The organism is Desulfosporosinus nitroreducens (assembly GCF_023897015.1).
In the GTDB taxonomy this organism is placed as follows: Bacteria; Bacillota; Desulfitobacteriia; order Desulfitobacteriales; family Desulfitobacteriaceae; genus Desulfosporosinus; species Desulfosporosinus nitroreducens.
Map to the genome: position 1 here is coordinate 1 of NZ_JAMHFY010000020.1, position 14,801 is coordinate 14,801.

General features: G+C 40.3%; 14 protein-coding genes. 12 read left to right on the plus strand and 2 right to left on the minus strand.

The features are described 5' to 3' along the window. Positions 1 to 293: 293 nt before the first annotated feature. The 7 genes from M8E35_RS18645 (at position 294) to M8E35_RS18675 (ending at position 7,797) form a co-directional block, all read left to right on the plus strand. Positions 294 to 2,744 (plus strand): DsrE/DsrF/DrsH-like family protein, encoded by a 2,451-nt coding sequence (locus tag M8E35_RS18645; protein WP_252471135.1) that lies wholly within the window; start codon positions 294 to 296, stop codon positions 2,742 to 2,744. Between the two features lie 83 nt (positions 2,745 to 2,827). Next, positions 2,828 to 3,094 carry an ATP-binding domain-containing protein gene (locus M8E35_RS18650; RefSeq protein WP_289710915.1) on the plus strand — a complete coding sequence of 89 codons (267 nt, stop codon included), beginning with the start codon at positions 2,828 to 2,830 and terminating at the stop codon, positions 3,092 to 3,094. A 66-nt stretch (positions 3,095 to 3,160) separates the two neighbouring features. Next, entirely contained in the window at positions 3,161 to 3,568 is a 408-nt protein-coding gene (locus tag M8E35_RS18655) for a molybdenum cofactor biosynthesis protein MoaE (RefSeq protein ID WP_252471139.1), read from the plus strand. A gap of 83 nt (positions 3,569 to 3,651) precedes the next feature. Then, positions 3,652 to 4,131: a GNAT family N-acetyltransferase gene (locus M8E35_RS18660; RefSeq protein ID WP_252471142.1), complete on the plus strand. Its 480-nt coding sequence runs from the start codon at positions 3,652 to 3,654 to the stop codon at positions 4,129 to 4,131. A 386-nt stretch (positions 4,132 to 4,517) separates the two neighbouring features. Next, positions 4,518 to 5,087 (plus strand): TetR/AcrR family transcriptional regulator, encoded by a 570-nt coding sequence (locus tag M8E35_RS18665; RefSeq protein WP_252471145.1) that lies wholly within the window; start codon positions 4,518 to 4,520, stop codon positions 5,085 to 5,087. Positions 5,088 to 5,218: 131 nt separating this feature from the next. Beyond that, a complete protein-coding gene (gene lon / locus M8E35_RS18670; protein WP_252471148.1) occupies positions 5,219 to 7,567 on the plus strand; it encodes an endopeptidase La in 2,349 nt (782 codons plus the stop codon). Positions 7,568 to 7,599: 32 nt separating this feature from the next. Next, positions 7,600 to 7,797, plus strand: coding sequence for a DUF1858 domain-containing protein (locus M8E35_RS18675; RefSeq protein WP_252471150.1), 198 nt, complete (start codon positions 7,600 to 7,602; stop codon positions 7,795 to 7,797). A 304-nt stretch (positions 7,798 to 8,101) separates the two neighbouring features. Here M8E35_RS18675 and M8E35_RS18680 read toward each other — a convergent pair whose 3' ends face one another. Then, positions 8,102 to 8,521 (minus strand): Rrf2 family transcriptional regulator, encoded by a 420-nt coding sequence (locus M8E35_RS18680; RefSeq protein ID WP_252471152.1) that lies wholly within the window; start codon positions 8,519 to 8,521, stop codon positions 8,102 to 8,104. A gap of 128 nt (positions 8,522 to 8,649) precedes the next feature. Between M8E35_RS18680 and M8E35_RS18685 the strand changes: the two genes are divergently transcribed. The 5 genes from M8E35_RS18685 to M8E35_RS18705 all read left to right on the plus strand — a co-directional run bounded on the left by M8E35_RS18685 (position 8,650) and on the right by M8E35_RS18705 (position 14,408). Then, entirely contained in the window at positions 8,650 to 9,606 is a 957-nt protein-coding gene (locus M8E35_RS18685; protein WP_252471154.1) for an alpha/beta hydrolase, read from the plus strand. Between the two features lie 347 nt (positions 9,607 to 9,953). Further along, positions 9,954 to 10,589, plus strand: coding sequence for a hypothetical protein (locus M8E35_RS18690; protein WP_252471156.1), 636 nt, complete (start codon positions 9,954 to 9,956; stop codon positions 10,587 to 10,589). A 10-nt stretch (positions 10,590 to 10,599) separates the two neighbouring features. Further along, the gene (locus M8E35_RS18695; protein ID WP_252471157.1) at positions 10,600 to 12,435 is read left to right on the plus strand and encodes a sensor domain-containing diguanylate cyclase; all 1,836 of its coding nucleotides are present in this window, start codon (positions 10,600 to 10,602) and stop codon (positions 12,433 to 12,435) included. A 205-nt stretch (positions 12,436 to 12,640) separates the two neighbouring features. After that, on the plus strand, positions 12,641 to 12,946 hold the full coding sequence (locus tag M8E35_RS18700) for a YmaF family protein (RefSeq protein ID WP_252471159.1): 306 nt from the start codon (positions 12,641 to 12,643) through the stop codon (positions 12,944 to 12,946). A gap of 403 nt (positions 12,947 to 13,349) precedes the next feature. Beyond that, on the plus strand, positions 13,350 to 14,408 hold the full coding sequence (locus M8E35_RS18705; protein ID WP_252471290.1) for a sulfite oxidase: 1,059 nt from the start codon (positions 13,350 to 13,352) through the stop codon (positions 14,406 to 14,408). A 76-nt stretch (positions 14,409 to 14,484) separates the two neighbouring features. On the opposite strand, the gene M8E35_RS18710 is transcribed toward M8E35_RS18705, so the two are convergent. Then, entirely contained in the window at positions 14,485 to 14,670 is a 186-nt protein-coding gene (locus M8E35_RS18710) for a hypothetical protein (RefSeq protein WP_252471160.1), read from the minus strand. Between the last annotated feature and the right edge of the window lie 131 nt (positions 14,671 to 14,801).

A 14,801-nucleotide genomic window follows, 5' to 3' on the forward strand; every position in this document is an offset into this window, starting at 1 on the left:
TATTTATCCTCCTCCGAGTCCTGTTAACTCACTATACTTCTCTCGGAGGTCCATGACAACTATTCTAACTCAGGGGGGGAATCAATGAAAACTATCTCAGTTAATGAGGTGTTTTTTTTGTTGGTAAATACTTTGTTATATATTTCCCATTGACCCAATTACCACGGGGGGGTATAATAAGAATCGACTTAAGCAAGTAAGTTTGCAGTCGAAGCCCGAAGCGGAATCGAAATAAAGTTAGCACTTAAATTCTCAAACTATAATTTACTAAGCATTTATGGAGGTATATTTCTATGACAAAAAAGGTACTCATTGTCGGTGGAGTAGCTGGGGGAGCCTCCGCTGCTGCGCGTCTTAGAAGACTTGATGAAAAAGCCCAGATCATATTGTTTGAAAGAGATGACTATATTTCTTTCGCCAACTGCGGTCTGCCCTATTACATCGGTGAAACTATCAAGGAACGAGAGAAACTTCTCGTCCAAACTCCTGCGGATATGAAAGCAAGGTTTAACATTGATGTGAGGATCCATAGTGAAGTCGTTGGTATCGACACAGAAAAGAAAATGGTGACGGTCAGAAGTAAGGATCAAGGGATTTACGAAGAATCTTATGATGCTCTCGTATTATCACCGGGAGCCCAAGCTCTCCGGCCCAATATCCCAGGGATAGACAGTTCGAAGATATTTACCTTGAGAAACATTCCGGACACGGATAGAGTCAAGGCCTACGTTGATCAAAAGGGTACCAATAGCGCCATAGTGATCGGCGGAGGTTTCGTCGGAGTTGAAATGGCTGAAAACCTTATCGAGAGAGGTTTGAAAGTTACTTTAGTCGAAGCCGCCCCCCATATTTTAGCTCCTTTTGATTCAGACATGGTGGTAATGGCTGAAAAGGAATTAGTTGAAAATGGTGTGGATCTTATCTTAGGTGACGGCGTAAAAGCCTTTAAAGAGGTTGGCAGCAAAATCGAAGTAAGGTTGAGCAGTGAAAAAATGGTGACTGCTGATCTAGTCATTCTGGCCATTGGGGTAGCACCTGACACTGCTTTTTTGAAAGACTCGGGAATAGGGTTAGGGTCGAAAAGCCATATTGTCGTTGATGAAAGAATGCAAACCAATGTAAAAGATGTTTACGCAGTAGGAGATGCCATAGAGGTTGTCGACTTTATTACCGGAGAAAAGACGGCTGTCCCTTTGGCGGGACCGGCAAATAAGCAGGGAAGAATCGCTGCTGATAATATTGCGGGTTTGAATTCGATTTATAAGGGCACTCAAGGAACCTCGATCCTTAAAGTTTTCAGCTTAACGGCGGCAAGCACAGGGGCCAATGAGCGAAGCCTGAAAAAAGCCAATCTGCCTTATCGGGTGGTATACGTTCATCCTGTAGCTCATGCATCCTATTACCCGGCTGCTTTACAGCTGACCTTGAAACTGATTTTTAGTGATGAAGGCCAAGTATTAGGTGCACAGGGAATTGGTTATGATGGCGTTGACAAACGAATTGATGTTATTGCTGCTGTCATTCGCTTAAAAGGCACAGTAGACGACTTAGCTGAATTAGAATTAGCCTACGCTCCTCCCTTTTCATCGGCAAAAGACCCTGTTAATATGGCCGGATTTTTAGCACAAAACGTCCTAGCAGGAAGAACTCATGTTGTAGCTTGGAAGGACCTTGAGTTGTCTACACTCAAGGATTCCATACTTCTGGATGTGCGAACGGAAGAGGAATATAACAATGGGCACTTACCTGGTTCCATCAACATTCCCTTGGATAGTTTAAGAGACAGAATGGACGAGTTAGATAGGAATAAACAGATCATAGAGTATTGCCAAGTGGGTTTAAGGGGATATGTAGCAGACAGGATTCTAAGTCAAAGTGGCTATAACGTATTAAATGTTACAGGAGGGTATAAAACTGCCATGATACAGGAATTCCATCCGCAAACGATATGCTCTGAGAACCAACAGTCTAGTCAAGAACCAGTTGGAGTGGATACCCCTAAGGGCCATTTTGATAAAAGCATTGATGCCTGCGGGTTGTGTTGTCCTGGACCGCTGATGCAGGTCAAAGCTGCAATGGACCCTTTAAAGCAGGGCCAAATTCTCAAGATTGTGGCGTCTGACCCGGGCTTTTATGAAGATATTAAAGCTTGGAGTAAGAGAACCAATAATCAACTAATCGACGTAGCCAAGGTCGGGGGTGTTATTACAGCTTTCATCAAAAAGGGTGCTCTAAATGACTCTGTTAAGCAAGAGTCGGGAGCAACATCTTTAAAGGATAATAAGACAATGGTTGTCTTTAGCGGAGATTTGGACAAGGCTATAGCCGCCTTCATCATTGCCAATGGAGCTGCGTCCATGGGCAAGAAAGTTACGATGTTTTTTACTTTTTGGGGACTAAATATTCTCCGTAAACACGAGAAAGTCAACACTGAAAAGGGCTTTATGGATAAGATGTTCAGCATGATGATGCCGAGGGGGAGCAAACGGCTTAAGTTATCGAACATGAATATGCTGGGCATGGGCGGAAAAATGATCAGAAAAGTTATGAAGGACAAAAATGTTTCTTCCCTGGAAGAGCTCATCCAGGCCGCAATGAGCAATGGAGTAGAGGTAGTAGCTTGCCAAATGTCCATGGATGTCATGGGTCTAAAACAAGAAGAGTTGCTCGACGGCGTTAAAATTGGTGGAGTCGGTTATTATTTAGGAGAAGCAGAGGATTCCAACGTGAATTTATTTATTTAAACCTGACAAAGCCCAACAGTCACCATCCCGTCAATGACATTCTTTGGGAATAATATAATCTACCAGCTTAAGTAAAGAAGAAAATGGAGCTGTCTCTAAAAAGAGCCGAAGAAGGCAAAGTGTACTCACATGAAGAAGTTTCCGCCTTTATCTATAAGGCGAAGGGACGAAAGTTTGACAATGTTTTTCTCATGCTTGATCAATTTAACCTTAGAACGGAGGAAGTAATACGACCGTTGTATGTTGCCATGACAAGGGCAAAACGTAACTTGACCATTCATTATAATTGGTATCAAAATCTTTGCACCAATGTTAAAATAGGGGCAGTGAAAGATAATACTGGTGGATAGATTAGTATGTTTTCCTGAAATCATGAAGCAAGTTGAAGAGTATGCAGAATGGGAGTGTATTAGTTTATGATTAATGAAAAAATGAAAAAACTATCGCCATCAATGGATGAATGGCTTAAAGAAGCAAAAACTGATCCGTCGGCTTTACAGGAAGGGATGTTTTTAGTTCATAATGGTGTTGTGCGTCAAACGCCTAAAGCCAAGGTGCGCCAAGGAATTGATGATGGTTCGCTGGTAACGGGAATGGAATTTGCTTATGATGCAGCAAAGGTTGATTGGGCGATTGGTGAAACCTATAAGATGGAGGGTATCTTCTATGTCAGGGTTTGGCTTAATGAAGGCCAGCTTGAACTTGGCGACGACATCATGTATGTGCTGATAGGCGGTGACATCCGACCACATGTTATTGATGCACTGCAATTTCTGGTTGAAAAGATTAAAAGCGAATGTGTTAGCGAAATCGAACAAAAATAGTATCAATCAATGCATCCCGTCCGGCTAGAAGAGTATAAAGCATTTGATTTATCTCTGTGTATGGGGAGTGGATAAACAGCAGTATGGATAGCGGAGATTTGAATATCAGAAAAGTGAAAAACGTTGATATACCGCTGTTTGAAGAATGGTTGAATAAAGAACATATCCGAAAATGGTTTGGTGATCTAAGTGAATGGCTCAATGAAATATATAATCGCGAAGGCCAATATTATTGGATAAACCATTATATTATCGAATATGAGGATAGACCTATCGGATTTTGCCAGTACTATGATTGCGGCAAAACTGATGAAGGGTATGCCTGGGACAATGAGCCGGAAAGTACATTTGGTATTGATTATCTCATTGGAAATGAACATTTTTTAGGCAAGGGAATTGGGAATCAAATAGTTAAGAAACTAACTCAAATGATTATTTATAAGGAAAATCCTGCCCAAATAATCGCAGATCCGGTTAAAGACAATATTGCATCAAGCAAAGTACTTGAGTATAACAGTTATTTCTTCGATGATTATACCGGGCTTTATAAACTAAAGCTCTAATGAGTTTTTGTTAGCTGATGGAGAGAGTACAGGTCAAGTATTGACCGAGTTTTTGAAAGACCAAAATACGAGAGTCATAACCGTTTGATTCTCCAGACGAGGTAACATCAACTTGCTAGAGGAAGCCGGCAGGTTGATGTTTTTTTGGCATAAAGTAGGTTTTTGCTGGAATTCAGCGAAATATAGAGGAGTCGGCTAAAGTCAAATTAAACCGTTAACTATTGCTCTGAACTCTTTTGTAGAGATACTCAAAGGAGATAATGAGATGTGTTCGTTATGAAAGATATCTGTACCAAGCAGAGGTTGATTTGGGCTATTTGACAATAAACGAATGATCGTTTATTATAGATTTATCATCAATTTTATCTAAAAGTTAGGCGGCGCGCATGAGAAAAAAAGATGACGAAAAGCAAAGATGCATTAAAATTGCAGTAGTGCAGTTGATTCTGGAGGAGGGGTTTCAGGGCACATCTATTTCAAAAATAGCCAAGGCCGCTGGCGTATCTCCGGCGACAGTATACATCTATTATGAAAATAAGGAGACCATGCTTAGAGAAATTTATCTGGAATATTCTGAAGATGCGATTCAATATTTGCTTCAATGTTTAAGCCCCAATATGGTTGGAGAAGAAATCATTGCGGAACTGATCCGACGGTATTATTTCTTCATTATTGAAAACAAAGAAGTTTTTCATTTTATTGAACAATTTAGTACCTGCCCTGTTCTTCAGAGCAGTTGTGGTTCGATGAAGGGACCGGCGGATTTAAATCAGTTGCTGACGGATTTAAAGAAACAGCAGATATTAAATAACTTTAACAATGATAATTTGTACGCTATTCTGTTTGCCCCTGTAAAAATGATTGCAGTGAAAAGTTGTGAGTCTGAAAGCATGGCCATGGAACGTTTGGACGAATTGATTTATATCATTCAAAAGGCACTTCTTAAAAATTCTTAAAATCTAGTCTGAGCTAGGTTCATTCGGTCCCAAACGATTAGATTTCTAGTTCTTAAGCGAGGGTAATAGCTCGCTTCCCTATTTAAAAATTATTAAATGAGCATTCATTTATGAAAGAGGAGACAATTTATATGATATTAGCCATAGAAAATCTTGTTTTATTACCTGGAATGACTTATCCATTAAGAATAGACCGCTTCAGCGAGGATGAGCTAGCCTGTATTCGAGACAAAAATCAAGAGATTGTGGCGTTGCCGTTAAAACGGCATAGGGACCGACACGAAATCAATGAGGAGGATTTCTACTCAACAGGCGTTGCCCTTAAGATACTAGAGGTGAACCCCAGCGAAAAAGGATACCATGTTCAAGTTAAGGTCTTAGACCGTGTGGAAGTTTCGGACATCAACATTGCCGAAAACATGATCACTGGAAAAACGGTATCAGCGCAGGAGGTCATCGACCTTAACGAAACCGGTCAGAAAGAAATGATGACCTATATTCAAAATATATCTCATCAAATTGGAGCCAAATTCAGAGAGTCAGAGGGCATTGTAAAAGCAATTGATGAGATAAAGGATCTTAATGTGCTAATAGGATATATCTCACGGTTTCTTCCATTTTCAAAGGAAGAGAAATATACCTTGATGGAAACAGCGTCATTAAAGGAGCGCAGTTTGACGTTTATTGATTATTTCTTACATTATAAAGAAGCGATTCAGCTCCAGATTGAAATGTCGGCACGGTTTTCTGAAAAAGCGAATAAAAATTATCGTGAAACGGTCTTGAGGGAACAGCTGAGAGAGATTCAGAAAGAACTGAATGAAGACGAACCAGCCGGCAAAAAGAAGAAAGATTATAAAACGCGTATTGAAGAGGCACACATGCCTGAAGAGATTCTAACAGCTTCACTAGAAGAGTTAAGCAAACTGGAAAGTCAGAATCCTGCGAGCTCGGATTATCATGTTATTCAAAATTATTTAGATATTCTTGTACAATTACCTTGGGAAATGCAAGCGGAGAAACCCGTCGATATTGGAGAAGCCCGGCGTGTCCTAGATGAGCAGCATTATGGCTTGGAAAAAGTAAAGGACCGTATCATACAGCATCTTGCGGTCATGCAATTAAAGAAAGATAAACATGGTTCTATCCTTCTGCTCGTGGGTCCTCCTGGAACCGGGAAAACAAGCCTGGGCAAGAGTATCGCGGGAGCATTGGGCCGAAAATATACGAGACTCAGTCTGGGGGGTATCCGCGACGAGGCTGAAATCCGTGGGCACCGCAGAACTTATGTAGGTGCAATGCCCGGACGCATCCTGCAAAGCATCAAAAAGGCTGGTGTAATGAATCCTGTTATGGTTTTAGACGAAGTGGATAAATTGATTACGGGTTATAACGGGGACCCAGCAAGTGCGTTACTCGAGGTGTTGGATCCTGAACAAAACAATACCTTTACAGACCATTATTTGGATTTGCCTTACGATTTGTCCAACGTATTTTTTATTGCAACAGCAAACTCCCTGGAAAGCATTCCTGGCCCCTTGCTGGACCGCATGGAAGTCATCCAGCTTTCAAGCTATACTACAAATGAAAAGTTTAACATTGGTAAAAATCATTTAATTAAGGAAGCACTAGAAGAACATGGTTTAACGGAGGCTGATGTCCAAGTCAGTGATGAAACCTTAAAGAACATTATTTCAGACTACACCATGGAGGCAGGGGTCAGGGGACTGAAAAAACAATTGGCCGCCATTGCCAGAAGTGTCGTGGAAAAGATTGTACTGGGAACTATTGAAAAACCTTATGTTGTAGAAGTGGATGCCTTGGAGGAGATTCTGGGCAGAAAAATGTCCAGGCATGACATGGCTCAGGAAATTAATCCGCCGGGCGTTGTCACTGGATTAGCGTGGACGCCGGTGGGGGGCGAGATTTTGTTTATCGAAGCAACAGAAATGCCTGGAAACGATCACATCCTCTTAACAGGTCAGTTAGGAGATGTTATGAAGGAATCGGCAAGGATCGCTTTAAGTCTTCTGAAATCTCGGTTGCCTATGAATGCCATTCAGTTTAAAGATAAAGACTTGCATGTTCATGTACCGTCCGGAGCCGTTCCCAAGGATGGGCCGTCAGCAGGAATCGCTCTATTTACAGCATTTGCATCTCTGATTACCGGTATCATGGTGGATGCGAAACTCGCCATGACGGGGGAGATCACGCTTAGAGGTGTTGTTCTTCCGATCGGGGGATTAAAAGAAAAATTGATAGCTGCGGAACGTGCTGGGATCACCAAAGTCTTGATTCCCAAAGATAATGTTGCCGATCTAAAGGATGTCCCAGAAGAAGTTAAGAATAAGGTTCAAATTGTAGCAGTGGAAACCATAGAAGATGTATTGAAAGAGGCGTTAGGGATCGCATTGCCTAAAATTGAACAAGTCTTGACAGGACCTGGATTTTTCACAAAGCTAATAGATCAACAAGATTAATTAACTAAATATAAAGAAAAGAGGAAATGAAAATGACCGTAACAAAGAGTACTTTAATTGGGGAAATTCTAAAGGCAGATCAAACTACGGCACCTTATTTTTTAGAGATGGGAATGCATTGTCTGGGTTGTCCTTCTTCCACTAGCGAAAGTCTGGAGCAGGCTTGCATGGTGCATGGTGTTTCGGTACAGGAATTGATTGATAAACTAAACAAGCATATTTCAAAATAAGACGGAGAGAAGATATATAGGGTTTCCATAGACTGGAGGATTATTCCGGTTTCCTTAAGAAGTATTAAAGATCCTTCTTGGATTCGGTTCATATCTTCTATCCACTGTACAATTATAGTATGGTGGATTGTTTTTTTGTAAGTGTAAAATGACGCACACCTTGACGTAGATGAAGTACTAAATATTACAACAGCCCACATTTCTCTCAATAGTTAGAAATGTGGGCGTTCGTATTGGGGTAGGCTGTTTATATACGGTTTATCACATCGAGTGTCTGGCACTATATCTATGAATAAAAGATAATTCAAGCCTCTATTTTATGTTTTAAAATATCTTCTATAGTAAAGCTATCAAGAACAGACTGAAACTTATCTTCCGCTTTTGAAATTATTAATGATATAAATAATTCTGCTCCTGTTGCAGGTACAGAAGAAACAGGTGTTGGGGGGTATAATCCAAGAGCAGTATAGACATTTTTCACTGTAATTTCATTAGGCTCTTTGGCTAAACAATATCCTCCATAGCGTCCTCCATGAGTTTGGATGAGATTTGCTTTGGCCAGTCCCGCCAATATCTTGCGAAGAAAAGTAGGGTCTTCACCAATCGCTTCTGCCATATAATTACTTTTTAACAAAGTTTTAGATTCGCCCATCATTACCATTGCTCTTAAAGCGACATGAAACCATTTGGGGCCAAGATCTCCTGACTGGACCATTAGTTGCATGATCAAATCTCCCTTTAAAACTTATGTTAGTAAATCCCTATTGACTATTATACAATAAGTTACTATAGTTTAATTGTGATTATTTATTCACAATTAAACTATAGTAACTATGCAAAGAAGGAATTAGCATGGAAAAAAGAGTCCATCCAGATCTTAGAAAAATGTTCTCTGTTATGCCAGCACAATCGGACAGCTTTAATGAAGAGAATATATATGAGCTTAGAAAAAACCTAGATGCAATGATAATCGAAATGAATAAATCAATACCAAAGAATGATTTATTATTAATTAATGAAAGATTAATTCTGGGACCAGAAGGTAATCCAGAAGTCAAAGTGAGACTATATGAACCGAAAAAGAAGGATAAACTCCTTCCGGGCGTACTCTATCTTCATGGTGGCGGATATATTATGGGCTCTCCGGAGATTTATGAGAATCAATGTCTAGGAATCATATCGGAAATGGAATGTGTAATAATATCAGTGGATTATCGGCTGGCACCAGAACATCCTTTTCCAGCTCCACTAGAAGATTGCTACGCTGCCTTAAAGTGGTTTTCTGAGAATGCTGAAGAGTTGGGCGTTGATTCAGCCAGAATTGCAGTTGTTGGCGGTAGTTCTGGTGGGGGCTTAACAGCAGCAGTATCTTTATTAGCAAGAGATCGAAAGGGCCCTTCTATAGCATTTCAAATGCCTCTTTACCCGATGATTGATGATCGAATCATGACACCATCCAGTAACGAAATAATTGATGGAAGAGTATGGAATAAAAGATCTTGTCAAAAGGCCTGGAAAATGTATTTAGGAAGTAATAAAGGAGATGTATCTCCCTATGCTGCTCCAGCCCGTGCCGCTGATTTATCAGGGCTTCCGCCCACATATACTTGTGTAGGTGATTTAGATCCATTTCGCGATGAAACCATGGATTATGCAGCAAGACTAAGGCAGGCTGGTGTACCTACGGAATTTCATTTATATCCCGGGTGCTTTCATGGCTTTGATGGAATTGTTCCTACTGCTGAAATCAGCCAACGAGCTCGAAAAGAATATATTACAGCTTTAAAACTTGCATTGCAAAATAATTAGCTGGATAAAGAAATATACCCCGCCGCCAAGAGCTTATCAGCTTCAAGCGGCATTTTTTTGTCCCCTCAAGGCGTTGCGGTGGCAGATTTGCTGTTTCATCAATTAGCAATAAGAAGCTAGGGCTTTGATTTTTTTTGCTTTTTTTCAATGTCTTGGAAGGGAATGAACAAATCACGCGGAAATATTAAAGGATAACTCGAAAAGAAAAGATTAGTGTCTGAAATGGGTTTATTTGACATCATACCAAGGATCAAAAACAAAGAGAAATGTGACAAAGCATGTAGAGACGGTGGTAATGTTGGAGCGGGCAAGGGTATTTCGAAAAAATTAAAAGGATGATTAAGATTATGATTAGAGAGATAGCTTACAATGATGTAAAAGACAGCCTCAAAACCGGGGATCTGATTTTATTCCATGGTGTTCAAACGACAAGTAAGTTGATCGAATTGACTGAATGGTCCTACTGGTCACACGTGGGTATGGTTGTTTTACCCAAGGACATCGGCATGACGGTTGAAGACCCTCTTTTTTGGGAGTCGACAGCCTCCGGTGACGGCCTTACGGATTACCTGACAGGCAAACCCAAAGAAAACGGCCCCATGCTCGTATCACTGTATGATCGTATCCAGGTGGATGTAAATCAACATTACGATACGCATTTTCTGGTGAAATATTTAAATCGTTCGTTGAAGCAACCGGAGCTGGAACAGCTTAAGGCTTTCATATACAAAGTTCATGATCGTGGATTTCCAACGGCTGAAAATGCCTTGAAATACTATATAGAAGGCAGGTCTTTTAATAAACCAGCGCCCAATACGGAAGTGTTTTGCAGTGAATTATCGGCAGAGACTTTCATGGCGATGGGATTTATCTCTACAGAATACGTACCAAACGGGTATTGTCCGGATGACTTTAACAAAGGCGACAATATGCCCTCCTTGCAGCCTTTTCACTTTATTGATGGGGCCAGACTGAATAAGTAGAGATGATATTATGAGAAAGAAAATCGCTGCGATATTTGTAATTATAGCGCTAATCATCCTTTTATCAGCTACATTATTTTTAAATAAACCAACTGCCGCGCAACCACCAAAACCCATCAACGGTGTCCTGGATTTAAGCAACTGGTCATTTGAGAAAAATGGAATTATTAGCTTAGAAGGCGCGTGGTCATTCTACTTCAATCGGTTTCTGACTCATGAAGACTTTGTGAAGGGCGTTGACGTTATTCCAACACCTATTGAAATACCCAGCACCAAAGAGAGCATGACGCCCTTCAAGCCCTTTGCGGAAAACAAATTCTACGGTACGATGAGGCTCGTTATAAAACTGCCTGAGGGTAGGTCGACATATGGACTAAGGACAGATATCATACTGACATCCTTTAAACTTTACATTGACGGCAATCTACACGGTGAAGTGGGAAAAGTCGGAACGAGCCGGGAGAATAGCGTACCTTACTACAATATACTTACCACCTACTTTAACCCGGAAAGTAATGAAGTGGAGCTATTTTATCATACATCAGATTTTACAGCGGAAGATTGTACCATCGTAGCGCCCAGAATCGGATTAGCCTCCCAGATTTCCCAAGCAGTACAGTTGGGTTTAGGGAGGGATTTGTTCCTTTTTGGTATGCTGCTAATTATGGGAATCTATCATTTTGGTCTGTATATTATGAGGACAAAGGATCGTGCACCGCTTTATTTCGGGGTTTTTTGCCTCTTGTTTGCACTCCGTATGTTATTGGTAGGAGAACGCTTTTTACCAAGTCATTTGAATCTCGGTTTTTTTGTTTACGGACGAATGGCTTATCTATCTGTGTTTATCGGTTTTGCAGCTTTGTGTGGATTCTTATACTATGCTTTGGATGGCCTATTCGCTAAATGGTTTGTCAAGTTCAGTATCGCTCTGGGATCATTGTTTGGTTTTCTCATCCTCTGGATTCCCTATAGTTCAGCGGATAGGTTATTGATGATTTATGCTGTATTTGCATTTGGATTATTAGGCTATGCAATGATACGCTTGGTTATTGGCGTATTTAAAAGTATTCCTTTTGCAAATATCGTATTTCTGGGTTTCGCTTTTTTAGGGATAACATTCATCAATGATTTTATTTATCAAATCACACTTGCCAATACACCTTCACTCATTCCCTTCGGTGTTTCAGTATTTACCTTTACGCAGGCCTATACCTTGTCTGCCAGATTTTCCAATGCTTTTACAAGAGCTGAGCAGCTCTCTTTAGAGAATAAAGCTATTTTGTCAGAGCTTAAGCTTATGAACAGTAATCTTGAATCCCTGGTTAAGGAACGGACTTCCGATTTACAGAAGGCTCTGGAGGAAATGGAAGTCATGTCTAAAACAGATTATCTGACTAAATTACCCAACAGACGGTTGGTGCTTGCAAAAATTAAGGAACTTATTGAGCAGAAAAAGGACTTTTACATTGGCTTAGCTGATATTGATCATTTTAAAGAGATTAATGATCAGTTCGGGCATGTTAAAGGCGACGAAATCCTTGTGCTTTTATCAGCAATATTAAGGGCAGCTATTGGCAACGGTGGTTTTGTTGGTCGGTGGGGCGGCGAGGAATTCTTAATAGTACTGGAGACGGAGCAATTGGATACGATTCATGGCAAGGCCGATGAGATACGCAGGGCAGTAGCTGAATACTGCCACGCAGACATCGGCAAGAGCGTTACGATTACCCTTGGATTATGTCAATACCGGGAAAACACCTCCTTGGACATACTAATAGCCAGCGCAGATGAGGCTCTTTATCGGGGCAAATTAGCTGGAAGAAACCAGTGTATGATTTCCGCGTAAGGCTATTATCACAATATCAAATGGTTGGAATATAGACATTGCCGTTTGGTTTAGGAAATGTCTGAAAGGGGCTTAAATTTCTGCTCGAGGAGGAGGGCTTAAGGCCGCCCATAAACAGTATATCCGGCAGACTGGTACAAACAACTGAGCACCTTCTAGTTCCAATTACATAACCTATATAAAATGGAATAGGAGGTAATTGTTGGTGAATTATAATGCGGATTTATTTCACGTTCATAAGTATTGCTTTCCCACATCGTTTGATCACGGTCACTCCCACAGAATTATCGGTGTATCCAGTCTAGGAATTAGAAGAGGGAATACCCATGTCCACTGCTATCGTGGGGTCACCACCCTAGACAATGGTCATGTTCATAACTACGGAGGTGAAACTGGACCTGCTTTACACCTTCCTGGTGGTGGGCATATTCACTGCTACAGGGGAATAACAACCTTTGAAGATGGCCATAGGCATGCTTATGAAGGAACAGATTTTCCTTCTTGTTCCTAGTCAAAGATAACTGGCAGGATTAAATTTCCCGTCTTATGAAAAATGAATTTCTCTCGTCCTACTCATTTAAAACCCCCATTTCCAGCATTGTCACTGGTACCTTCAGAATAAAGAAAGATATGGCACCTGCTTAATTAGCATCTTACTAATAATTCATAGTTTTAATATTTTCATTGGCCACAAAGATAAGGATATTTCCTTATCCTTTTTTTACCTGCAATATAAGTATTATTAATATCAGGCTTCATTTTGCAAAGATGAAATAGAGTAGCCCCGGGGAGCGCGTATGGAAAATATTACATTAACTATTTGATATTACTTTGTAACACTGATTAATAAGTTTAAGGTATTAATCTTCGCTTTATGTTATTGCCAGATAAATAGGGGGGATACTTTGGATGTCGTGAAACCTACAATAACTCCTTTTTTAACTACCAGAAAATTGAACCCTGAAAACCAGGAAACTCCTATTCATTTTCTCCCTCAAACGATTACGCCTAAGGAGTATTTCTTCATAAGAAATCACTTTGAATACCCTACCCAAACACAAGAGGCTTATTTCCTTCCTATAGTGGGAGAAGTAATCAGACCTATTATTTTTAAATTAGAAGATATAATGCGAATGCCCTCAAAACACCTGATGCTACCACTTGAATGCTCAGGTAATAATAGGGCGTTTTTTCATCCGAAGGTCTATGGAGAACAATGGGAAGATGGGGCTATCAGTCAAGGATTATGGAAGGGGGTACCTCTGAAGGATCTCTTGGCTTTGATAGGATTGAAAAGAACTGCTTTAGAGGTAGTCTTTGAGGCATATGATTACGGCAAAAGAATGGATTTGGAAGGTGATTTCCATTTCGCCAGAAGCTTACCTATTCAGAAGGCACTCCATCCCGATACACTTATTGCCTATGAACTAAATGGGAAGCCTATTCCCTTTAAGCATGGCTACCCTTTAAGGCTGATTGTACCCCAATGGTATGCCATGGCTTCAATAAAATGGGTTAAAAGAATTGTTGTTATTGATCATCTCTTCAAAGGGCCATTTCAGGAAATTGATTATAACTATTACCCATATAAAGATAGTGATAAAGGAAAAACACCGGTAGCTCAGATTAACGTTAGTTCAATTATTCAGCAGCCACAAAGCTATTCAATTCTGGATAACGGGAAACATGTTGTTGAAGGTATCGCATGGACAGGGACGGGTGTAATTATAGAAGTTGAAGTGAGCACAGATGGAGGTGAAAGCTGGCATAAGGCTATTCTTGGTCAAGAGCAATCACACCTTTATTCATGGACATTCTGGAAATACGACTGGAAAGTGTCTAGTAAAGGCGAGTATCTAATTATGTCGAGAGCCAGGGATTCTTTTGGAAATATCCAACCCTTTAAAGCAAAGTGGAATAGAAAAGGTTATGGGTATAATGCAGTATATACTGTAAAAGTCAAGGTGGAATAGTATTCAACGCTCTGAAACAAGAAGGTGAAGAAAGGGTCCATCGACTTTCAGCCGATGGACCCCAAATTGATAGGTTCTATTCGTTACAAGTCGGGTTTTGAGTACACTCAGATACGCCTTTATCCATTGTCTGAGCACATTGTGCTACTGTTTGGACTCCTTTGTTTCTAGCCATTTCGGATACAGCTGTAGATGCAAAAGCAGTGCTAGAGAAAGCTAAAACCATAAGTCCTGTTGTAATTACTGTTGCGATCTTTTTCATTATTACCCTCCATTTTCTTGGGACAAGTTATATTTGTACTATAACGAATTGAATTGAAGAACTGATGAATAAGTTGTGAAAAAGTAATGAATTTTATAGTTCAAAAGAAATACCACAGCGAAAAAATTCTC